This window comes from Anaeromyxobacter soli (assembly GCF_022808855.1).
Lineage (GTDB): Bacteria > Myxococcota > Myxococcia > Myxococcales > Anaeromyxobacteraceae > Anaeromyxobacter > Anaeromyxobacter soli.
The window spans coordinates 37,876-57,382 of record NZ_JAKZLF010000006.1 but is presented as its reverse complement, the minus strand read 5'-3'; the positions used below and the strand labels follow the sequence as shown (position 1 = coordinate 57,382).

General features: G+C 74.2%; 21 protein-coding genes. 10 read left to right on the top strand and 11 right to left on the bottom strand.

The genetic code is table 11. The annotated features are described in order from the left end of the window. Window positions 1-22: 22 nt before the first annotated feature. Window positions 23-952, bottom strand: a complete 930-nt coding sequence (locus MLV88_RS06510) for a ketopantoate reductase family protein (RefSeq protein ID WP_243337097.1) — start codon at window positions 950-952, stop codon at window positions 23-25. Between the two features lie 133 nt (window positions 953-1,085). Here MLV88_RS06510 and MLV88_RS06505 point away from each other — a divergent pair, with 133 nt between their 5' ends. Both MLV88_RS06505 and MLV88_RS06500 read left to right on the top strand, forming a co-directional pair. Next, window positions 1,086-1,781 (top strand): cytochrome b/b6 domain-containing protein, encoded by a 696-nt coding sequence (locus MLV88_RS06505; protein ID WP_242338258.1) that lies wholly within the window; start codon window positions 1,086-1,088, stop codon window positions 1,779-1,781. Beyond that, window positions 1,778-2,482 carry a molybdopterin-dependent oxidoreductase gene (locus MLV88_RS06500; RefSeq protein ID WP_242338260.1) on the top strand — a complete coding sequence of 235 codons (705 nt, stop codon included), beginning with the start codon at window positions 1,778-1,780 and terminating at the stop codon, window positions 2,480-2,482. Before MLV88_RS06505 ends, MLV88_RS06500 begins: the two co-directional genes overlap by 4 nt. 82 nt (window positions 2,483-2,564) lie before the next feature. On the opposite strand, the gene msrA is transcribed toward MLV88_RS06500, so the two are convergent. Both msrA and msrB read right to left on the bottom strand, forming a co-directional pair. Beyond that, window positions 2,565-3,221: a peptide-methionine (S)-S-oxide reductase MsrA gene (gene msrA / locus MLV88_RS06495; RefSeq protein ID WP_242338262.1), complete on the bottom strand. Its 657-nt coding sequence runs from the start codon at window positions 3,219-3,221 to the stop codon at window positions 2,565-2,567. After that, window positions 3,218-3,706: a peptide-methionine (R)-S-oxide reductase MsrB gene (gene msrB, locus MLV88_RS06490; protein ID WP_242352973.1), complete on the bottom strand. Its 489-nt coding sequence runs from the start codon at window positions 3,704-3,706 to the stop codon at window positions 3,218-3,220. The genes msrA and msrB overlap by 4 nt, the downstream gene beginning before the upstream one ends. Window positions 3,707-3,979: 273 nt before the next feature. Between msrB and MLV88_RS06485 the strand changes: the two genes are divergently transcribed. Both MLV88_RS06485 and MLV88_RS06480 read left to right on the top strand, forming a co-directional pair. Further along, window positions 3,980-4,507 (top strand): RNA polymerase sigma factor, encoded by a 528-nt coding sequence (locus MLV88_RS06485; RefSeq protein WP_242338266.1) that lies wholly within the window; start codon window positions 3,980-3,982, stop codon window positions 4,505-4,507. After that, window positions 4,504-5,253, top strand: coding sequence for a hypothetical protein (locus MLV88_RS06480; protein WP_242338268.1), 750 nt, complete (start codon window positions 4,504-4,506; stop codon window positions 5,251-5,253). The genes MLV88_RS06485 and MLV88_RS06480 overlap by 4 nt, the downstream gene beginning before the upstream one ends. A 54-nt stretch (window positions 5,254-5,307) precedes the next feature. Here MLV88_RS06480 and MLV88_RS06475 read toward each other — a convergent pair whose 3' ends face one another. The 3 genes from MLV88_RS06475 to MLV88_RS06465 all read right to left on the bottom strand — a co-directional run bounded on the left by MLV88_RS06475 (window position 5,308) and on the right by MLV88_RS06465 (window position 7,373). Then, complete coding sequence (locus tag MLV88_RS06475) at window positions 5,308-5,589, bottom strand: anti-sigma factor family protein (RefSeq protein ID WP_242338269.1); 282 nt, start codon at window positions 5,587-5,589, stop codon at window positions 5,308-5,310. Further along, window positions 5,586-6,974, bottom strand: coding sequence for a dihydrolipoyl dehydrogenase family protein (locus MLV88_RS06470; RefSeq protein ID WP_242371253.1), 1,389 nt, complete (start codon window positions 6,972-6,974; stop codon window positions 5,586-5,588). Before MLV88_RS06470 ends, MLV88_RS06475 begins: the two co-directional genes overlap by 4 nt. Before the next feature lie 93 nt (window positions 6,975-7,067). Continuing rightward, window positions 7,068-7,373, bottom strand: a complete 306-nt coding sequence (locus MLV88_RS06465; protein ID WP_242338273.1) for a hypothetical protein — start codon at window positions 7,371-7,373, stop codon at window positions 7,068-7,070. 222 nt (window positions 7,374-7,595) lie between these two features. Here MLV88_RS06465 and MLV88_RS06460 point away from each other — a divergent pair, with 222 nt between their 5' ends. Genes MLV88_RS06460 through MLV88_RS06450 form a run of 3 tightly spaced genes read left to right on the top strand, consistent with a single transcriptional unit; the run spans window position 7,596 to window position 9,114 of the window. Continuing rightward, on the top strand, window positions 7,596-8,255 hold the full coding sequence (locus MLV88_RS06460) for an RNA polymerase sigma factor (RefSeq protein ID WP_242338274.1): 660 nt from the start codon (window positions 7,596-7,598) through the stop codon (window positions 8,253-8,255). After that, a complete protein-coding gene (locus MLV88_RS06455) occupies window positions 8,252-8,518 on the top strand; it encodes an anti-sigma factor family protein (RefSeq protein ID WP_242338276.1) in 267 nt (88 codons plus the stop codon). The genes MLV88_RS06460 and MLV88_RS06455 overlap by 4 nt, the downstream gene beginning before the upstream one ends. Beyond that, window positions 8,515-9,114: a hypothetical protein gene (locus MLV88_RS06450; protein WP_242338278.1), complete on the top strand. Its 600-nt coding sequence runs from the start codon at window positions 8,515-8,517 to the stop codon at window positions 9,112-9,114. Before MLV88_RS06455 ends, MLV88_RS06450 begins: the two co-directional genes overlap by 4 nt. A 28-nt stretch (window positions 9,115-9,142) precedes the next feature. On the opposite strand, the gene adeC is transcribed toward MLV88_RS06450, so the two are convergent. Genes adeC through MLV88_RS06435 form a run of 3 tightly spaced genes read right to left on the bottom strand, consistent with a single transcriptional unit; the run spans window position 9,143 to window position 15,018 of the window. Next, the gene (gene adeC / locus MLV88_RS06445) at window positions 9,143-10,606 is read right to left on the bottom strand and encodes an AdeC/AdeK/OprM family multidrug efflux complex outer membrane factor (RefSeq protein ID WP_242338280.1); all 1,464 of its coding nucleotides are present in this window, start codon (window positions 10,604-10,606) and stop codon (window positions 9,143-9,145) included. Further along, window positions 10,599-13,769 (bottom strand): efflux RND transporter permease subunit, encoded by a 3,171-nt coding sequence (locus MLV88_RS06440; RefSeq protein WP_242338282.1) that lies wholly within the window; start codon window positions 13,767-13,769, stop codon window positions 10,599-10,601. The genes adeC and MLV88_RS06440 overlap by 8 nt, the downstream gene beginning before the upstream one ends. A 37-nt stretch (window positions 13,770-13,806) precedes the next feature. Continuing rightward, window positions 13,807-15,018, bottom strand: a complete 1,212-nt coding sequence (locus MLV88_RS06435) for an efflux RND transporter periplasmic adaptor subunit (protein WP_242338283.1) — start codon at window positions 15,016-15,018, stop codon at window positions 13,807-13,809. A gap of 112 nt (window positions 15,019-15,130) precedes the next feature. Here MLV88_RS06435 and MLV88_RS06430 point away from each other — a divergent pair, with 112 nt between their 5' ends. After that, window positions 15,131-15,757: a TetR/AcrR family transcriptional regulator gene (locus MLV88_RS06430; protein ID WP_242338285.1), complete on the top strand. Its 627-nt coding sequence runs from the start codon at window positions 15,131-15,133 to the stop codon at window positions 15,755-15,757. Window positions 15,758-16,195: 438 nt separating this feature from the next. On the opposite strand, the gene MLV88_RS06425 is transcribed toward MLV88_RS06430, so the two are convergent. Next, window positions 16,196-16,846, bottom strand: coding sequence for a hypothetical protein (locus tag MLV88_RS06425; protein ID WP_243337095.1), 651 nt, complete (start codon window positions 16,844-16,846; stop codon window positions 16,196-16,198). Between the two features lie 169 nt (window positions 16,847-17,015). Between MLV88_RS06425 and MLV88_RS06420 the strand changes: the two genes are divergently transcribed. Further along, window positions 17,016-18,545: a hypothetical protein gene (locus MLV88_RS06420; protein WP_242338289.1), complete on the top strand. Its 1,530-nt coding sequence runs from the start codon at window positions 17,016-17,018 to the stop codon at window positions 18,543-18,545. 14 nt (window positions 18,546-18,559) lie between these two features. Here MLV88_RS06420 and MLV88_RS06415 read toward each other — a convergent pair whose 3' ends face one another. Continuing rightward, the gene (locus tag MLV88_RS06415) at window positions 18,560-19,075 is read right to left on the bottom strand and encodes a GNAT family N-acetyltransferase (protein WP_242338291.1); all 516 of its coding nucleotides are present in this window, start codon (window positions 19,073-19,075) and stop codon (window positions 18,560-18,562) included. Between the two features lie 145 nt (window positions 19,076-19,220). On the opposite strand from MLV88_RS06415, the gene MLV88_RS06410 reads away from it, so the two are divergent. Continuing rightward, on the top strand, window positions 19,221-19,403 hold the full coding sequence (locus MLV88_RS06410; protein WP_242352924.1) for a hypothetical protein: 183 nt from the start codon (window positions 19,221-19,223) through the stop codon (window positions 19,401-19,403). Window positions 19,404-19,507: the final 104 nt, after the last annotated feature.

Genomic DNA, 19,507 nt, shown 5'->3' with positions numbered 1-19,507 from the left:
CCTTTGCGCGCCTCGGAGCGCCTCAGCCCGGGATCCCGGCGAGCCGCTCGAGCGCCGCGATCATCGTGCCGAGGAGCGCGTTCACGGGCGTCGCGATCCCGTGTCGCCGGCCGAGCTCGACGACCGCGCCGGCGAAGATCTCGACCTCGGTCTTCCGCCCGGCCTCCACGTCCTGGAGCATGGAGGTCTTCCCGCCCGGCGCGAGGGTCGCGAGGATGGGGAAGATGCGCTCCACGTCCTCGGGGCCGAGCGCGATCCCCTCGCGCGCGGAGAGCGCCACCACCTCCAGCGCCGCGGCGCGCGTGAGCTCGCGGATCTCCGGGACGGCGCCGAACGCGCGATAGGGGACCCGCAGGACGGCCGAGACCTGGTTCACCCCCACGTTGAGCATGAACTTCCACCACTGCTCGCGGAGGATGTCGGCGGGGACCACGGCGGGGATGCCGGCGCGCGCGAGGAGCGCCTCGACCGCGACCACGCGCGGATCGCCCCGGTCGTTGGAGGGCGCGCCGAAGACGAGCCGGCCGATGTTCGCGTAGCGGACGTGGGTCCCTTCCCGGACCACGTCGTTGCCGACCACGAAGGCGTGCAGCACCTTCTCGGCCCCGAACGCGCGCGCGAGGGCCGCCTCGCTCGTGATGCCGTTCAGGAGCGGGAGGATGATCGTCCTCTCGCCCACCCGGGAGCGAACGTCCTCGATGGCGGCGGCGAGCTGGGGGTGCTTCACCGCGACGAGCAGGAGGTCCGCGGGCGGACCCGGCTCGCCGGGCGCGATCACCCGCACGTCGATGCGCCGTCCATTCACGGTGAGTCCCTCCCGCAGGAGGCGCTCGCGGCGCTCACCGCCCGCGACGACGGAGAGGTCCGCGCCGTCCGTGTCCTGGAAGCGCTCGGCGTAGGCGCTGCCCACCGCCCCCGCGCCGCAGATCACCACGCGCTCGAGCGTTCGCATCGGCGCTCCCGGGGCGCCGCGGGGAGTTGATGGCATTAGAGGATTCTAGCCGATGGGCTCTGGCGGCCCGCCGTACGCCGCACCCCCGCCCGGCGCGTAACGAAACCCCGCCTCCCTCGTACCTCCCGAAGCGATGCCTCGCTCCAAGCAGCCCTGGCTCATCCGGACCACCCACTGGGCCAACCTCGTCTTCCTCGTCGTCATGGCCGGGAGCGGGCTCCGCATCCTGGCCGCGTACCCCTTCCTCGGCGAGCGCGGCCGGGACTACGGCTGGTATCTGCTGCAGGGCATGCGCCCGCCCGACGCCCTGACGATCGGCGGGTGGCTCGCCGGGGCGCGACACTGGCACTTCGCCTTCGCCTGGCTCTTCGTCGCGAACGCGCTCGTCTACGGCGTGTATCTCTTCGCGAGCGGCGAGTGGCGGCGGCGGCTCTTCTCCCCGCGCCGCGACGCGCGGAACGCGTGGGGCACCCTCCTCCACGATCTGCGGCTGCGCAGGGAGGCTCCGCCGCCGGTCGGCCTCTACAACGGCATGCAGCGGCTCACGTACACGGGGGTCCTCGCGGCCGCTCCGCTCCTCGTCCTCTCGGGCCTCGCCATGTACAAGCCGGTGCAGCTCTCGCTCCTCACCGCGCTCCTCGGCGGTTACGACGCCGCCCGCGCCATTCACCTGCTCGTGCTCGCGGGGCTCGCGCTCTTCACCGTCGTCCACGTGGTCCAGGTGGTGCTTCACCCGCGGACGCTCGCCGGCATGACGGTCGGGCGGGACCTCGGCCCGGAGGAGCGCCGGGCTCCGCGGGAGACGCGGCTCCCGGAGGAGGCGCCATGAGCTCGACGCGACGGAACTTCCTCTCGGGTGGGCTCCGCTCGGCCGGGCTCCTCGCGCTCGGCGGGCTCGCGTGCGACGGCGATCGCCCGCACGCGGGGTTCCTCGGCCTGATGGAGAACGTCAACGAGCGCTTCCAGCGCGCGCTGTTCGATCCGGGCCGGCTCGCCCCCGAGCTCTCCGAGGGGGAGGAGAGCGCCCCCGAGGACTTCCCGGCGTACAAGATCTCGAGGGAGCTCCCCGTCGCGCCCGCCGGCTGGGCGCTCGCGGTGCGGGGACTCGTCGCGCGCCCGCTCACCCTGTCCGTCGCGGAGCTCCGGCGCCTCCCGGCCACGCGCACGCGCGTTCGCCACCACTGCGTAGAGGGGTGGTCCGCGGTCGCCTCCTGGGACGGCGTCCGCCTCGCCGAGCTCGCCCGGCTCGCCGGCGTCGACCGGCGGGCGCGCTACGTCGAGTTCCGTTCCTTCGACTCCGGGTACTGGTCGTCCTGGGACCTCGAGAGCGCGCTCCACCCGCAGACGATCCTCGCGTACGGGATGAACGGCGCGCCGCTGCAGCGGGAGCACGGCGCGCCCTTGCGCCTCTACTCCGCCGTGAAGCTCGGCTACAAGATGGTGAAGTACCTCACCGAGGTGAGCTTCCTCCCGGTGCGGACCGGCGGGTACTGGGAAGACCAGGGCTACGAGTGGTTCGCAGGCGTGTGACGGTGGCGCCGCCCGCCACGGGCGGCCCCCAGTCCGGTAGCGCGGCGCGGGGACGGCGTCGCGGGGCCTCCGCGGGCTGCGCTCACTTCGCCCGCGCCCGGTGCGGCACCGGGCAGGAGAGGGCGCCGTGCTTCTCGTCCCACTGCTGGTGGTAGTCCTCCGCCACCCAGAACGGGCCGGCCGCCGCGATCTCCGTCGTGATCGGGTCCGCGAGGTGCTTCTGCTCCTCGGCGCGCGAGGCGAGCGCCGCGGCCTGCTGCTCTGGACCGAAGGTGAAGATGGCGGACCGGTACTGGCTGCCGCGATCCGGGCCCTGGCGATCGCCGCTCGTCGAGTCGTGGGTCTTCCAGAAGAACGCGAGCAGCTCCGGGTAGCTCACCTTCGCGGGATCGTACTCGAGGAGGACCGCCTCGGCGTGGCCGGTGGTGTTCGTGCACACGTCCTCGTAGCTGGGGTTCCGGGCCCGCCCGCCCGTGTAGCCCACCGCGGTCGCCACGACGCCGGGCACCTTGCGGAAGCGCTCCTCCACGCCCCAGAAGCAGCCCTGGGCGAAGATCGCGAGCTGGTTCTTCCCGGAGGCGACGAGCGCCGTGCCGTGGCCGACGTGGCCCGGCTTCGTGCCCACGCTGGGGTTGCCGATCTGGCCGTCGCCTCCGCGCCCGGCGCGGGCGGGAGCGCCGAGGAGCTGGACCGTCGCGACGGCGGCCGCGAGGGCGCCGAGGAGCAGGGCAAGCTTCACGGGCTCGTCCTCCCGTCGCTCGAGGGCGCCGTGGCGTCCACCGACTCGAACATGGGCAGGAACCTCGCGTACCCCTCCTCGGCCAGCCGCTCGACCGGGACGAAGCGCAGCGCCGCGGAGTTCATGCAGTAGCGCAGCCCCGTGGGCGGGGGCCCGTCGTCGAACACGTGGCCCAGGTGCGAGCCGGCCTGCCGCGAGCGGACCTCGGTCCGCGTGAAGAGGAGGCTGCGATCGCTGCGGGTCGAGATGCTCGCGGGATCGAGTGGACGGGTGAAGCTGGGCCAGCCCGTGCCGGAGTCGAACTTGTCGAGAGAGCTGAAGAGCGGCTCGCCGGAGACGACGTCCACGTAGATGCCGGCCCGGTGCTCGTCCCAGTAGGCGTTGCGGAACGCCGGCTCGGTGCCCTCCTGCTGCGTCACCCGGTACTGCTCGGGAGAGAGGCGCCGGTGGAGCTCCTCGTCCGACGGCTTCCGGTAGGTCGACATCTTCGAGGTCTCCTGCGCGACGGCCGGGCGGGGCGCCGCTTCGGTCCCGCCCGCTCGAGCCCCACAGGCGAGGGTGGACAGCCAGAGGAACGCGAAGACGGCTCCCGGATGGCTCGCGTGCGGCATGTGCTCGCTCCGTTCGTTCCCTCCAGGAACGTGCGCTCCTGGGGTGCTCCGAGTACGCGCGACCGGAGGCGCCGGTTACTCGCGGCGGCTGCGTAACCCGGAGCCCTCGGCGCACGTATGCGGGGTCAGGTGAACGAGGAGGCCCTGATGGAGGCCTACGTCGCGGGAGACGCGGGAGCGTTCGAGCGCCTGTTCCGTTCCCTCGCGCCGTCCGTTCACGCGTTCTTCGTGCGATCGGTCGGGCCTGGAGCGGTGGCCGAGGATCTCCTGCAGAGTACGTTCTTGAAGATGCACGTCGCGCGCGCGAGCTGGCGGGGAGGGGAGCGGCTCCGCCCCTGGGTCTTCACCATCGCAGGGCGCGTGCGGATCGACTGGCTGAGAAAGCAGGGGCGCGAGGTGCAGGAGGGCGACGACGAGGTCATGGATCCCGGGGCGCGTGATGCGGGAGAGGCAGTCCTGGCAGGGCAGCGGGCCGAGCGGGTGCGGGTCGCCCTGGAAGGCCTCGCCGAGCCTCAGCGCGTCGTGGTCTACCTGCACCGCTTCGAGGAGCTCGGCTTCGCCGAGATCGGCCGCGTGCTGGGCATCTCCGAGGGCGCCGCCAAGCTGCGGGCGTTTCGCGCCTACGAGCAGCTTCGCGTCGCCCTCGCGGATCTCGTCGCGGAGGACCGCTCATGACCGGCCGCGAGCACGTCGGGGGCGACGCGCCGGGGCTCGCCGCGCTGGCCCCCGACGACCCGGAGCGGATCGCCGCCGCGTTGCACGCGAAGGCGTGCGCGGAGTGCGCCCGCGCGCTCCGGGAGGCGGAGCGGCTCCAGGTGCTCATCGAGCGCTCGGACCCCGTGCCGCTGCCGGCGGGGGCGCTCGAGCGGGTGTCTCGCTCGATCGTCGCCGAGCTCCGGCGCGAGGCGCGCAGGCGTACGATCGGGTCGAGCGCCGCGGCCTGCGTGGCCGCCCTCGTGTTCGTGGTGATCGCGCGGAGCCGCTCCGGCGCGATCGATGACTGGGGCAGGGCCGGTCTCGTGCTGGCGCTCGCCCTCGCCCTCGCCGCGGCGGCGAACCGGAGGCCGCTGCTCGTCCTCGGGGGGAGCGTGGTCGCGACGATCCTCGCCGGGATCGCCGCTGCCGGGACCCCCATCGCCGGCGCACCGGGCGCGGACTGCCTCGCGAGCGAGCTCGCCGCTGCGGCGCTGGTGCTGGGGGCGGTCTGGCTCGCGCTCCGCGGGGGCTCCACCTCGCCGGCGCGCCTCGCTGTCGCGGGGGTGGCGGCGGCCGGGGCGCTGGCCGGCGACGCCGCGCTCCAGGTCACCTGCGGACTGCAGAGCGAGGTCCCGCACCTCCTGGCCTTCCACGTGGGCGGGGTGCTCCTGGCCGCGGCCGGCGCGAGCCTGCTCTGGCGGCGGCCGCGCCTGCGCGTCGCGTGACGCGGGGCGCGGCCCGGAGCGCTTTCTTCGCAGGCCCGCCGAGCAGAGAACGCGTCACGCCGCGCCCGGGGGGCGGCGCTTCCAGTCGCGGAACGCGCGCAGCAGGCGCGTGCGCGCCTCCTCCGGGAGCGACTCCTCCGAGAGTCGGCCCGCGGCCCGCAGCGTCGCGCGCAGCGTCTGGACGTGAGCCTCGCACCCGGGGCAGACGGCGAGGTGCAGCTCGAAGCGCGTCCGCTCGTCGGGCGCGAGCGCGTTCTCGAGGTACTCCGTGACGAGCTCGACGAGCTCGCGGCACGTCAGCTCGCCGGGGAGCTCGCCGGTCGTCGCGCCGCTCACGACAGGGCGTACCGCGGGAGCGCCATGACGACCGACTGGAGGCCCTCGGCGAACGAGGGGTGCACGACCTCCATGTCGACCAGCGCGCGCACCGGTGCGCCGGCCTGCATGAGCGCCGCGAAGACGTGGATGAGCTCGCCCGCCTCCGCGCCCACGATGGACGCGCCGACGATCCGCTCGCTCACCGGATCGACGAGCACCCTGAGGACGCCCGCCTTCTCGTCGGTCTCGATCGCGCGCGCGACGCTGCCGAACGGCAGGGTCGCGACCTCGTACCGGACGCCCTTCTCCTTGGCCTCGTGCTCGGTGAGCCCCACGCCCGCGACCTGGGGGTCGGTGTACGCGGTGTACGGGATGAGTCGATCCTTCCGGCCGCGGCCCGGCTTTCCCGTGAGGACGTCGAACAGGAGCCGGTGGTCGTCCCAGGCCGCGTGCGTGAACTGCGGGCCGCCCGCGCAGTCGCCCACCGCGTAGACCCCCGGCGCGCTCGACTGATAGTGATCGTCCACCTCGACGAAGCCGTGCCCGTCGAGCTTCACGCCGGCCGCGTCGCAGCCCAGGTCGTCGGTGTTGGGCCTGCGGCCGGTGGCGACGAGGAGGTGGGAGCCCGTCACCGCGCGCCCGCTCGAGAGCCCCACCGTGATGCGTCCGGGCTCGCCGGAGACGCGCTCGGCGCGGACGCCGAGCGCGAGCGCGAGGCCCTCGTCCCGGAAGAACCCCTCGATCGCCTCCGAGATCTCGGGGTCCTCGTGGCCGAGGAGGTGCGGGGCGGGCTCGACCACGGTCACGTCGGCGCCGAAGCGCCGGTACGCCTGGGCGAGCTCGCACCCGATGTAGCCGCCTCCCACGACCACGAGGTGCGACGGGAGCTCCGTGAGCTCCATCAGGCGCCGGTTGTCGAGCCAGGGCACGCCGCCGAGGCCGGGGATGGGCGGCTCGATCGGGCGGGCGCCCACGTTCAGGATCACGACCGCGGCGCGGTGGCGCTCGCCCGCGACCTCCACGGTCCGCTCGCCGACGAGCCGCGCATGGCCGCGGACCAGCCGGAGGTTCGCGCCGGCGCCGGCGAGGCGCTTCGCGATGCTCTCCTGCCAGCGGCGGACGATCGCGTCCTTCCGCGCGATGACCGCGGGGAGGTCCACCTTCACGGCCCCGGCCTGCACGCCGAGCCGGCCCGCCGTCCGCGCGACGTGTGCGGCGCGGGCGCTCGCGACGAGCGTCTTCGTGGGCGTGCAGCCCGTGTTGGTGCACGTGCCGCCGAGCGGCCCGCGCTCCGCGAGGAGCACCCGCTGGCCGTGGCTCGCGAGGCGGGTGGCGAGCGGCACGCCCGCCTGGCCGCTGCCGACGACGATCGCGTCGAGGTCCATGGGGGTCTCCCGGGGCACGCGCACGGGACGTCCGCACGCGAGCGGTGTGGGAAAAGCTGGCCACCGTTACGCTCCCGAGCAGGGCGCCTGGCCGCGCGGCCGGGGCGACGCTCAGGCCGCCCGCCGCCCATGCCAGCTCACCGGGTGGCCGGCCTCGAGCGTCGGGCACGGGTCGCCGGCGAAGTACGCGCGCGCCTCGAGCCGCCCGGCGTGGCCGAGCGCCACCGCCGCCTCGCGGCGGTCCAGGAACCGCCCCGCGACGGTGAGGAACCCCGCCTGCCACTCCTCGAGGTCCGCGTCGAGGCCGTCGGGCAGCAGCGTCACGTCGTGGAACGGGCCGGTGGCGACCACGGCGCCCGTGATGCAGCTCCGGAACGCCGCCTGCTCGAGGTCGTGCTCGTGCTCTGCGTGCGCCATGACGTCCTCGCTCTCCTCTCGTCGTAGAGGCGCGGAGGGTCACCTCCGTTACACGAGCGGCGGCAGCTCGGCGGGCGGGCGCCCGTGCATTGGCGCCTGCCCCTTGCGCACGAGGTGGAGTCGCCCGACTCCGAACGGCCGTCCCCGTCGAAGCACAGTGGCCCGGCGCCCTGCGAGCTACATCCGGCGCGACCCGCGTTCCTGGCAGGGGAGGTGCCGCGGATGGAGCCGCCGTGCGTTTCGGAGCCGGTCGGGTGCGCAGCCGAGGAGCGAGAGCTCGCGGCCCTCCGCGCCGGCGACGAGGCCGCGTTCCTCGCCCTCGTGACGCGCCATCACGGCGCGATGGTGCGGGTCGCGGCGACGTTCGTGCGGAGCCAGGCGGTGGCGGAGGAGGTCGTGCAGGAGGCGTGGCTCGGCGTGCTCCGGGGGCTCCACCTCTTCGAGGGGCGCTCGTCGCTCAAGTCCTGGATCTTCAGCATCCTCGTGAACTGCGCGAAGGCGCGGGGGCTGAAGGAGAGTCGCTCGGTGCCGATGTCGTCGCTCGGACCGGACGACGAGGAGGACGCGCCGTCGGTGTCGCCGGATCGCTTCCGGGGAGACGAGGACCGGTGGGCCGGCCACTGGTCGGAGCCGCCCGAGCCCTGGCCCGACGCGCGCGCGGAGTCGAGCGAGCTGGTCGCGCTCGTGGCCGAGGCGCTCGAGACGCTCCCGCACGCCCAGCGAACGGTCATGTCCCTGCGCGACGTCGAGGGCTGGGAGGCCGGCGAGGTGTGCGCGCTGCTCGGCATCACGGAGGTGAACCAGCGCGTGCTGCTGCACCGCGCCCGCTCGAAGGTGCGCGCCTTCCTCGAGGCGCGCATGGGACGGGAGGAGGCGCCGTGACGGCCGCGGTCCCCGATCTCTCCTGCCGCGAGCTCGTCGAGCTCGTGACGGACTACCTGGAGGCGACCCTGCCGGTCGAGGAGCGGACCCGCTTCGAGCTGCACCTCACCTACTGCGACTGGTGCCGCACCTACCTCGCCCAGATGCGCCGGGTCCTCGAGCGCGCCGGCGAGCTCACCGAGGAGTCCGTCGCGCCCGAGGCGCGCGACGCGCTGCTCGCGATCTTTCGCGACTGGAAGAAGGGCTCCGGAGGCGGCGCGTGATCGCCTTCAAGTTCCTCGCCGCGGGCGCGCTCGCCCCCTTCACCCGCTTCCAGTGGCCCGCGTCGGGCGAATGGGTGAGCGCCGCAGCCCATCGGCCCGAGCTCTGGATCCACGCCTGCCGCGCGGGCGATCTCCCGTACTGGCTCGCCGACGAGCTCTGGCGGATCGAGCTCGACGGCCCGGTGAGAGAGGCCCGCTACCAGGTCGCGGCTCCCCGCGCGCGGCTGGTCGCGCGCGTCGCGGCCTGGGATCGGGCGCTCGCCGGGGACTACGCGCGGGCGTGCGCGCTGCGCGCCCGCGACCTCGCCCTGCCGCACGTGCCCACCGCGGCGCGGGACGCGCTCGCGCGAGCGACCGAGCTCGACGCGATCGCGGACGTCGCGAGCGGCGCAGGCCCCGCCTCCCGCGCGGCGGAGCTCGTGGCCGACGCCGCCCAGAACGCGCTGCACGTCGGCCCCGCGACGACCTCCTACATCGCCGCGACGCTCGCCTCCGCGCTGGGCGGCGGGCTCGCGGCGTTCGAGGCGGAGCGCGCGTGGCAAGCGCGGTGGCTCGCCGAGCGGCTCCGGGTGGGGGAGGTGGACTCGGGGCCGTGAGTCACCGGGCCCCGGACGGCATCCGCGATCACGGCGCCGGAGACGGCGGCGTGCTCGCGGCCGCGGCGTGGGCGGAGCGCTCGAGCCAGCCGCCGCCGAGCGCCTTGTAGAGGGCGACGAGGTTCCCGAGCCGCGCGAGCCGCGACTGGATGAGCTGCTGCTGCGCGGCGTACAGGTCGCGCTGAGCGACGAGCACGGTCACGTAGCTGTCGACGCCCTTGCGGTAGCGCAGGTCGGAGATGGCGTAGCGCCGCTGCTCGGCCTCGACGCGCGCCGTCTGGGCGGCGAGCTGATCGTCGAGCGACGCCCGCGCGGCGAGGGCGTCGGCGACCTCGCGGAACGCGACCTGGATCGCCTTCTCGTACCGGGCGACCTCGATCGACTTCCGCACCTCCGCCGCGTCGAGGTTCGCGCGGTTCCGGCCGCCGGTGAAGAGCGGCAGGGTGAGCTGGGGCGTGAAGCTCCAGAGCCCGGAGCCGGCGCCGAAGAGCCCGGAGAGCTCGCCGCTCGCGGTGCCGCCGAACGCGGTGAGGGTGATGGAGGGGAAGAACGCGGCGCGCGCGGCGCCGATGCTGGCGTTCGCCGCCCGGAGCGCGTGCTCCGCTCCGAGGATGTCCGGCCGCCGCTGCAGGAGCTCCGACGGGAGCCCGGGCGGGAGGTCGGCGAGGAGCGGCGCGGCCTCGAGCGGCTCGGGGGCGGGGAGCCCCGCCGGCAAGGGCTGGCCGACGAGGAGCACGAGCGCGTTCTGCGCCTGCTCGCGCTGCTGCGCGTACGCGGCGAGGTTGAAGCGGGCCGAGAGCACCTGCGACTCCGCCGTGCGCAGGTCGAGCTCCGAGGTGCGCCCCACGTCGTAGCTGCGCTTCGTGAGGTCGTAGGAGGCCTGGAGCGTCTTCAGCGTCTGCCGCGCGAGCGCGACCTGATCGTCGAGCGCGCGGGCGGCGAGGTACTGGGTGGCGATCTCGGCGACGAGCGAGAGGTGGGCGCTCCGCCGGGCCTCCTCGGTCGCGAGGTACTGCTCGAGCGCCGAGCGCTTGAGGCTGCGGACCCGCCCGAACAGATCGAGCTCGAACGCGGTGACGCCCGCGCCGACCTCCCACTGCGTGCTCGTGGAGGCGCGGCCGGTGGGGCTGAGGTCGGCGTCGACGTGCTGGCGCGTGGCGCTCGCGGTGCCCGCCACGGTGGGGAGCTGCTGCGAGCGCTGGATGCGGTACTGCGCGCGCGCGAGCTCGACGTTCAGGGCGGCGACGCGGAGGTCCCGGTTGTTCTCGAGCGCGAGCGCGATGAGGGCCTGCAGGCGCGGGTCGCCGAACACGTCGCGCCAGCCGAGCTCCGCCGGCGCTGCCCCGGGCGCCGCGGCGCGCGCCGCCTCCGCGGCGGCGCCCTCGGGCCACTGCCCGGCGACGGGAGCCTCGGGGCGGCGGTAGCGCGGCGCGAGGGTGCAGCTCGCGAGGAGGACCGCGGCCGTGGCCGCGGCGAGCGGGGCGCTACGCATGGAGCGCCTCCCCCTCGGTCCCCCCGTCCCCCTCCTCGTCGCCCTCCGCCGGCGCGGGGGCCGAGGTGACCCTGGCGCGGCGCCCGATCACGACGAAGAACACCGGGATGAAGAGCACGCCGAGCACCGTCGCCGAGATCATGCCGCCCGCCACGGCGAAGCCGATGGCGTTCTGGCTCCCGGCGCCCGCGCCGCGCGCGAGCGCGAGCGGCAGGACCCCGAGGATGAACGCGAGCGAGGTCATGAGGATCGGCCGGAGCCGCATGCGCGCGGCCTCGAGGGCGGCCTCCACCACGCCTCTCCCGCGTTCGCGCAGCTCCTTCGCGAACTCGACGATGAGGATGGCGTTCTTCGCCGAGAGCCCGATGGTCGTGAGCAGGCCGACCTGGAAGTAGACGTCGTTCGCGAGCCCGCCGAGGAGCGTCGCGAGCACCGCGCCGAGCACGCCGAGCGGCACGACGAGCATGACGGCGGCCGGGATGGACCAGCTCTCGTACAGCGCCGCGAGGCACAGGAACACGACGAGCAGCGAGATCGCGTAGAGCGCGGGGGCGTTCGCGCCCGACAGCCGCTCCTCGTACGAGAGCCCGGACCACTCCGAGCCGACGCCGGTGGGGAGCTGCTTCACGATGGACTCCATGGCGGCCATGGCCTCGCCGGTGCTGTGACCCGGCGCGGCCTCGCCCTGGATCACCACCGCCGGCGTCCCGTTGAAGCGCTCCAGCTTCGGCGAGCCGTAGGTCCAGCGACCGCTCGAGAACGACGAGAACGGGACCATCTGGCCCTGGCGGTTCCGGACGTACCAGCGCTCCACGTCCGCGGGCTGCATCCGGAACGGCGCGTCCGCCTGCAGGTACACGCGCTTCGTGCGGCCCTTGTCGATGAAGTCGTTCACGTAGGAGATGCCCCACGTGGAGGACAGGGTGGCGTTCACGTCGGCGAGCGACACGCCGAGCGCCGCGGCCTTCTGCTGGTCCACGTCCACCTTGTACTGCGGCGTGTCCTCGAGGCCGGCGGGCCGGACCTTGGCGAGGGCGGGGTGCTTGGCGGCGAGGCCGAGGAGCTGGTTGCGCGCCGCCACGAGCTGCTCGTGGCCGAGGCCGCCGCGGTCCTGGAGCTGGAGCTCGAAGCCGGTGGCGTTGCCGAGCTCGGAGACGGCGGGCGGGACGAACGCGAACACCATCGCGTCCTTGATGCCCGAGAACGCGGCCATGGCGCGGCCGGCCACCGCCTTCGCCTTGAGCCGCGCCTCCTTGCGCTCGCTCCAGTCCTTGAGCTTCACGAACGCGACGCCCGCGTTCTGGCCGCGGCCGCCGAAGTTGAAGCCCACGATGCTCATCGCCGACTCGACCGCGTCCTTCTCGTCGTGCAGCAGCTGGTCGGACACCCGCAGCATGATCTCGCGGGTGTGCTCGAGCGTGCTCCCGGGCGGGAGCAGCACCTGCACGAAGAGCTGGCCCTGGTCCTCCTCGGGGAGGAACGCGGTGGGCACGCGCAGGAAGAGCGCCGACAGCGCGGCGACGATCGCGACGTAGGCGATCATGGCCCGCCCGGTCCGGCCGAGCAGGGCGCCGACGAGCCCGCGGTAACGCGCGCTGCCGCGGTCGTACAGGCGGTTGAACGCGCCGAAGAGGCCGCCCCGCTCGAGGCCGTGGCCCTTCGCGACCGGCTTCAGCATGGTCGCGCAGAGCGCGGGGGTGAGCGTCAGCGCGACGACGACGGAGAGCGCCATCGACGAGACGAGCGTGATCGAGAACTGGCGGTAGATGACGCCCACCGAGCCGCCGAAGAAGGCCATCGGGACGAACACCGCGGCGAGCACGAGCGCGATGCCGACGAGCGCGCCGGTGATCTGCCCCATCGACTTGCGCGTGGCCTCCCGGGGCGAGAGCCCCTCCTCGCTCATCACGCGCTCGACGTTCTCGACGACCACGATGGCGTCGTCGACGAGGAGCCCGATGGCGAGCACCATGCCGAACATGGTGAGCGTGTTCACGCTGTACCCCGCCGCCGCGAGCACGCCGAACGTGCCGAGCAGCACGACCGGCACCGCGATGGTGGGGATGAGCGTCGCCCGGAAGTTCTGGAGGAACAGGTACATCACGAGGAAGACGAGCAGGATCGCCTCGAGGAGCGTCTTCACGACCTCCTCGATGGAGAGCCGCACGAAGGGCGTCGTGTCGATCGGGTAGACGACCTTCATCCCCGGCGGGAAGAACCGCGACAGCTCGTCCAGCCGCGCGCGCACGGCGCTCGCCGTGGCGAGCGCGTTCGCCCCGCTGGCGAGCTTGATGCCCATGCCGGCCGCCGGGCGGCCGTTGTAGTAGCTCTCGATCTCGAAGGTCTCGCCGGCGAGCTCGACGCGCGCGACGTCGCCGAGCCGCACCTGCGAGCCGTCCGGGTTCACGCGCAGGAGGACGTCGCGGAACTGCTCCGGAGTCTGGAGCCGCGTCTGCGCGGTGATGGTCGCGTTGAGCTCCTGCCCCTTCACGGCGGGCGCGCCGCCGAGCTGGCCGGCCGAGACCTGGGCGTTCTGCGCCTGGACCGCGCCGCTCACGTCGAGCGGGGTGAGGCCGTAGTTCGTGAGCTTCTCCGGGTCGAGCCAGATCCGCATGGCGTACGCCGACCCGAACGCCTGCACGTCGCCGACGCCCGTCACGCGGCTCACCTGGTCCTGGAGCGTCGAGACGACGTAGTCCGCAAGGTCGTTGCGGCTCATGCTGCCGTCCTCGGAGACGAAGCCGGCGATCATGAGGAAGTTGTTCACCGCCTTGGCGACGCGGACGCCCTGGCGCTGCACCTCCTGCGGCAGCAGCGGCATCGCGAGCTGCAGCTTGTTCTGGACCTGGACCTGCGCGATGTCCGGGTTCGTCCCGGCGTCGAAGGTGAGGACCACGCTCGCGTTGCCGGCCGAGTCGCTCGTCGCGGACAGGTAGCGCAGGTGATCGAGGCCGTTCATCTTCTGCTCGATCACCTGGGTGACCGTGTCCTCGAGCGTCTTCGCCGACGCGCCGGGGTAGCTCGCGTTGACGCTGATGACGGGCGGCGCGATCGCCGGGTACTGCGCCACCGGCAGGGACAGGACGGAGAGGACCCCCGCCAGCATCACGATGATCGCGATCACCCACGCGAAGATGGGGCGATCGATGAAGAACCTGGCCACGGGTGTCCGATCTCCTGGGGAGGGTGCGACCGCGCTGCTAGCGGGAGGCCTGCCGCGTGGACGCGGCGGGGACGGGGACCACCTCGGCCCCGGGCCGGACCTTCTGCAGGCCCTCGACGATCACCCGATCGCCGGCCTTGAGGCCGTCGGTGACGAGCCACGTGTCGCCGATGGTGCGGTCGGTCACGAGCTGCCTGAGCTCGACCTTCTTCTCGGCGTTCACGACGAGCGCGGTCGGCTGGCCCTTCTGGTCGCGCGTCACGCCGCGCTGCGGGACGAGGATCGCCTGCGGGTTCACACCCTCGTTGATGCGCGCGCGGACGAACATGCCGGGGAGGAGGTCGCCGCGCGGGTTCGGGAAGATGGCCCGGAGCGAGATCGATCCCGTGCCGGCGTCGACCGAGACGTCGGAGAACTGCAGCGTGCCGTGCTGCTCGTACTCCCGCCCGTCCTCGAGCACGAGCGAGACGCTCGCCTGGTTCTTCCCGGCGCTCTGGAGCTTCCCGCTCTCGAGGTCGCGACGCAGCCGCAGGGCGTCGGTGCTCGACTGCGTGACGTCCACGTAGAGGGGGTCGAGCTGCTGCACCGTCGCGAGCAGCGTCGCCTGCGCCTGCTGCACGTAGGCGCCCTCGGTGACGGCGGAGCGCCCGATGCGGCCGGGCACCGGGGAGGTGACGGTCGTGTACCCGAGGTTGATCCGCGCCGCCTGCACCGCCGCGCGCCCCGCGGCGACGTCGGCCTCCGCGCTCTTCAGCGTCGCCACCGCGTCGTCGTGCTCCTGCCGGCTCACCGCGTTCGCCTCGACGAGCTCCGTGTAGCGCTGCGCCTGCAGCCGCGCGGACGCGACCTTCGCCTCCGCGCGCGCGAGCGCGGCCTTCGCGCTGTCGAGCGCCGCCTGGTACGGCGCCGGGTCGATCCGGAAGAGCGGCTGCCCCTCCTTCACGTCGCTGCCCTCCGTGAAGAGCCGCTTCAGCACGATCCCGTTCACGCGCGCGCGCACCTCGGCGACGCGGAACGCCGACGTCCGGCCGGGCAGCTCCTTCACGAGCGTCACCGAGGTCGGGGCGAGCGTCACGACCCCGACCTCGACCGGGCGGGCCGCGGCAGGCGGTCCCTTCGCCTGGGTCCGCTCGCAGCCGGAGAGGGCGAGCGCGAGGGCGGCGACCGTGGCGAGCGACGCTCCGGCACGGAGGGGGAACGGGAGCGCGCGTCGCGGAGCGACGGGCGAGGTCACGGAGAGAGGAGTCATTTCGCGGCTTTCGTCGATCCGTTCACGCCGGACGAGCGCTCCGGCGAGCCGCAAGACATACTGTCGCACCTGTTGACGGTCAAGACTGAACCGTTCAGTATAGAGCGTGCGAATGAGCGAACCTGGCGCCAGAACAGCGGAATTCTCCCCCGCGAAGCGGCGCCAGATCCTGTCGGGGGCGCGCGCCACCTTCGGCGAGCTCGGCTACGAGCGGGCCTGCGTGGACGTCATCGCAGCCCGCGCCGGGGTCTCGAAGGCGACGGTCTACAACCACTTCGGCGACAAGAAGGGCCTCTACGTCGCCTGCCTCTCGGAGGAGGTGGACGCCCTGCGCGAGGGGATCCGGGCGTTCCTCGCCGAGCCCGCGGGCGAGCTCGAGCAGGCGCTGCAGGAGACCGGCGAGAAGGTGATGGGGCTGCTCCTCTCGCCCGCCGTGGTGGGCCTCTACCGCCACGCGCAGGCGGAGTCGTCGCGCTTCCCGGAGATCGGCCAGACGCTCTACGACCGCGGCCCGGGCTCGCTCTACGCCATGCTCTCCGCGTACCTCCAGCGCTGGAAGGAGCGGGGCGTCCTCCTGCTCGAGGACCCCCGCGCGGCGGCGGTGCAGTTCGTGAGCCTGTGCCAGTCCGACCTCGTGCTGAAGGCCCGGCTCGGGATCCTCGAGCGGCCCGCGGACGCGGCCGTGCGCGAGGCGGTGCGCGGCGCGGTGCGGACGTTCCTGCGCGCGTTCGGGCGGTGACGCCGGCGCGCTGGAGCCGGGAGCGCGGCGCGAGCGCGATGTCGCAGTCCCGGTCGTGTCGGGCTCCGGAATCCCACATTCACTCCTGGCCGTAGCGCACTGTCCGTCACCCGTGGCGCACGCGCGGTGGTATTCGTCTCGGCTCGCGAGGAGGAGCCGCCATGACGCACGCCACCTTGAGTCGACGAGTGCTGCCGCTGGTCTTCGCCCTGTCGCTCGGCGCCTCCTCCTGCAAGACCTCGGAGGCGGCGAGCGGAGCAGACGCGGCGTGCGGCGCCGCGGGGCAGTCGTGCGCGGGCGGCGTCGTCTGCTGCGCCGGCCTGACCTGCGATCCCTCCGCACGGGAGGGCAACCGCGGGTGCAGGTGCCGTTCACGATGATGTGCCTGGCGACCGGGATGCCTTGCCGGCAGAACGCAGAGTGCTGCGCGGGCGCCTGCTACAACGGCTCCTGCGCGTCGCCTTGCGAGCAGTGCTGCGACCACGGCCGGTGCGTCGCCGACCGCGCCGGGATCCTGCGGTGCTTCGCCTGCCTGGCAGAGGGTGCGCGGTGCACCGGTACCGCCGACACGAGCTGCTGCGGCGGATCGACCTGCCTCCCGACGGGCGGCCAGGGCAAGTACACGTGCGTCGCCGCGCCGCCCGTCCTGTGCGGCCTCGTGGGAGAGAGCTGCACCGCGAGCGTCGAGTGCTGCGCGGGGCTTTCGTGCGACCTCCCGGCGGGCGCCACGAGCGGCGCGTGCAGGCCGCCGTCGTGCGCCGCGGCGGGCGGGAGCTGCACCGTGACCGGCGACTGCTGCTCCGGCGTCTGCGAGATCGTCGCCGGCGCCACGAGCGGCACGTGCAGCCCGTCGTCGTGCGTCGCGGAGGGCGGGAGCTGCACCGCGACCGGCGACTGCTGCTCCGGCGTCTGCGAGATCCTCGCCGGCGCCACGAGCGGCACGTGCAGCCCGGCGTCCTCGTGCGCCGCGGCGGGCGGGAGCTGCACCGCGAACGGCGACTGCTGCTCCGGCAACTGCGAGGTCCCCGCTGGCGCCACGAGCGGGAGCTGCGTGTGCAGCGGGGAGATCGTGGGGTTCTGAGCATCCACGACCCGCGATCGGTCCGCGGCGCGTACCGCCCGGCCGCGCGGCGGTGGGCCGTGGGCGTGAGACGGCGAGGTTCGGCGCGCGGATCCCCAGCTCCTCCGCGGTTGCGCGCGGCACGGCGCCGGCACGGCCGTCGCAAGCCCGCGCGATCCCCCACACCCAGAGGCGCACATGTTCCCGAGAACCGTCTCCGCTGCATCCGTCCGAAGCCTCGCCCCGGCCGCCGAGCTGCCCGAGGCCGCCCCGCACCCCGGTCCGGAGCTCCGTCGCGACCCGCTTCACGCTGCGAACGGCGTCGCGCCGCTCCGCGCCGTCGCGCCGCGCTCGCCTTCCGACCCGCTGTCGTTCGCGGGCCTCGCCGCCTGCATCGCGGACGCCCGCACGGCGGCCCTCGCGGGCGGGGACGGCCCGCCGGATCCGACGACCTTCGCCTCGCTCAGGGCGCGGCTCGAGCGGGCGGCTGCGAAGCTCCCGCCGAGCTACCGGCGCGAGGTCGCGGACCCGCTCCTGCGTTCGCTCGATCGGCTCGGCGCGCGCGGGTTCGCCCGCGTCCTCGCGGAGGATCCCGAGCGCGAGGGGGCCGCGCGCCTCCTGCTCGACGTCGCGCAGGCGGTGCTCCAGCACGGGGAGGGCTACGCGGCGCGCGCGACGGCCGCCTTCCAGGAGGTCGTGAGCGATCTCTACGAGGGGTTCCTGTCCGCCGAGGACCGCCGCGGCGTGAAGCCGCCCGATCACGGCGTGGTCCCGCCGCTCGTGCGATGGGGCAGCGCCGAGACCGGCCCGTACACCTGGCCGGCGACGGCCACGGAGACGCTCGGCGTGGAGGCGGCGGTGGTGAGCCTCCCGGCGGCGAACGCCTCGGCGGGGATCCTCGCGTGGCCGGCCCTCGCGCACGAGACGGCGGGACACGACCTCCTCGAGGCGGACGACGGGCTGCGCGACGAGCTCGCGCGGGTGGTGCGAGAGCGGCTCCTCGGCGAGAAGATGGGGCTCGCCCTCGCCGACTACTGGGCGGACCGCATCGAGGAGACGGCGTCGGACGTCCTCGGCGTGCTGAACATGGGGCCCGCGGCGGCGGTCGGGCTCGTCGGGTACTTCCGGGCGATGAACGGGGCCGCGGGCGGCGCGGGGACGTTGCGGAACGTCGGGAGGACGGAGGATCCGCATCCGGCGGACATCGCGCGCGCGTACCTCGCGGCGGAGACCGTGCGGCTCCTGTCGTTCGAGGGCGCGACGCGGTGGGCGGACCGCCTGACCGCCGAGGCGGATCGCGACCTCGGGAGGATTCGCCTCGGCGAGTTTCCGGTCACGGCCGGCGTCGCGAAGGCTTCGGCCGCCGTGGTGGCGCGCGCGATCGCGCAGACGCGGCTCCGCGCGCTGGACGGACGTGCGTTCCGCGACCTCCAGGACTGGCGCGACCAGGACGAGGCCGTCGTCGCCGAGCTGCGTCGAGAGCTCGAGGGAGCAGGGGCGCGGACCGGGAAGGCGCGCGTCGAGGCGGGGAGGTACGCGGAGGGGGCGTACGCCGCCCACGCGGTCGCGGCGGGGGTCTACGCGGCGATCGGGGGGACCTCGAGCCCGGAGCAGGCGATGACCGGGATGATCGGCATGCTCGCCGGGATGCACGACCGGAACGCCGCGTGGGGGGCTCCTCGCGTCGCGCCGTCGTCCGGCGCTCCGGCCGGCCCGCGCGTCGCCTGACGCGGGTCCCGCCGTCACTCCGCGCCGGGCGTCCGGAGCTCGGCGGGATCGATCGCGAGCTCCACCACCGTCCGGCGGAAGCCCATCCCCTCGAACATCGCGAGCGCACGGCCGTTCCGCGCCGCGACCTGGATGACGACCTGTGGGGCTCCGCGCCGGCCGAGCTCGCGCACCAGCGCCTCGAGGAGCAGGCGGCCCGCGCCACGGCGGCGCGCGCGCGGCGCGACGTAGAGATCGACGCCGACGCCGCAGGGGTCGCGCAGCGTGTTCCAGTCTCGCCCCTCGAGCCGGCCGTACGCGTACCCCACGAGCTGCTCGCGCCCGCGCGAGCGCGACACCGCCGCGAGCACCACCGCCTTCCGGCTCGCGAGCTCGCGCGCGAGCCAGGAGGCGTAGCCCTCCTCCATCCCCGGGCTCGCGAAGAAGCGCCGGGAGTCCATCCGGTTGTGGAGGCGCGCCAGCGTCGCCCCCATCCGCCCGAGCGCCGGCGCGTCCTCGGGGCGGGCCCGGCGGATCTCGATCTCGCTCATCCCACCACGGTAGCCCATGTGCCTCGCCGCCGGCGGGCGCCGGGTCGCGCTCGCCCCGGCGGTGAGTCCCCGAGCGCCGCCGAGACGGGCCGGTCCGTGCGGTAGGATGGCTCGCGACGAAAGGGGTGATGGGATGGCCGCAAAGATGCCACGCCTCGGGGATACCGCCCGGCGCTACCTCGACGACACCGTCCGCGCTCGCCTCGCGAGCCCGGGCCTCGAACGCTACCGTGTCGAGCGGAAGGGCGGCGCCGGGGCGATCGTCGTCGCCGTGCTGGCGCTGGTCGCGCTGATCGGGGCGTTCGTCTGGCTCTCGACGAGGCCGTAGCCGCGACGCGGCGGCGTCGGGGAATGCGACGCCGTCACCGAGGGTGAGGAGCTCCGGGAGTGGCGCCCGGGTCACGGCGCCCCCGGTTGCAGGGCGCGCCCCGT

Excerpts from the sequence above, each read along its gene's own strand:
- MLV88_RS06510 (WP_243337097.1), bottom strand. The coding sequence starts at position 952 with ATGCGAACGCTCGAGCGCGTGGTGATCTGCGGCGCGGGGGCGGTGGGC.
- MLV88_RS06505 (WP_242338258.1), top strand. The coding sequence starts at position 1,086 with ATGCCTCGCTCCAAGCAGCCCTGGCTCATCCGGACCACCCACTGGGCC.
- MLV88_RS06500 (WP_242338260.1), top strand. The coding sequence starts at position 1,778 with ATGAGCTCGACGCGACGGAACTTCCTCTCGGGTGGGCTCCGCTCGGCC.
- msrB (WP_242352973.1), bottom strand. The coding sequence starts at position 3,706 with ATGTCGACCTACCGGAAGCCGTCGGACGAGGAGCTCCACCGGCGCCTC.
- MLV88_RS06485 (WP_242338266.1), top strand. The coding sequence starts at position 3,980 with ATGGAGGCCTACGTCGCGGGAGACGCGGGAGCGTTCGAGCGCCTGTTC.
- MLV88_RS06480 (WP_242338268.1), top strand. The coding sequence starts at position 4,504 with ATGACCGGCCGCGAGCACGTCGGGGGCGACGCGCCGGGGCTCGCCGCG.
- MLV88_RS06465 (WP_242338273.1), bottom strand. The coding sequence starts at position 7,373 with ATGGCGCACGCAGAGCACGAGCACGACCTCGAGCAGGCGGCGTTCCGG.
- MLV88_RS06460 (WP_242338274.1), top strand. The coding sequence starts at position 7,596 with ATGGAGCCGCCGTGCGTTTCGGAGCCGGTCGGGTGCGCAGCCGAGGAG.
- adeC (WP_242338280.1), bottom strand. The coding sequence starts at position 10,606 with ATGCGTAGCGCCCCGCTCGCCGCGGCCACGGCCGCGGTCCTCCTCGCG.
- MLV88_RS06435 (WP_242338283.1), bottom strand. The coding sequence starts at position 15,018 with ATGACTCCTCTCTCCGTGACCTCGCCCGTCGCTCCGCGACGCGCGCTC.
- MLV88_RS06430 (WP_242338285.1), top strand. The coding sequence starts at position 15,131 with ATGAGCGAACCTGGCGCCAGAACAGCGGAATTCTCCCCCGCGAAGCGG.
- MLV88_RS06420 (WP_242338289.1), top strand. The coding sequence starts at position 17,016 with ATGTTCCCGAGAACCGTCTCCGCTGCATCCGTCCGAAGCCTCGCCCCG.
- MLV88_RS06415 (WP_242338291.1), bottom strand. The coding sequence starts at position 19,075 with ATGAGCGAGATCGAGATCCGCCGGGCCCGCCCCGAGGACGCGCCGGCG.
- MLV88_RS06410 (WP_242352924.1), top strand. The coding sequence starts at position 19,221 with ATGCCACGCCTCGGGGATACCGCCCGGCGCTACCTCGACGACACCGTC.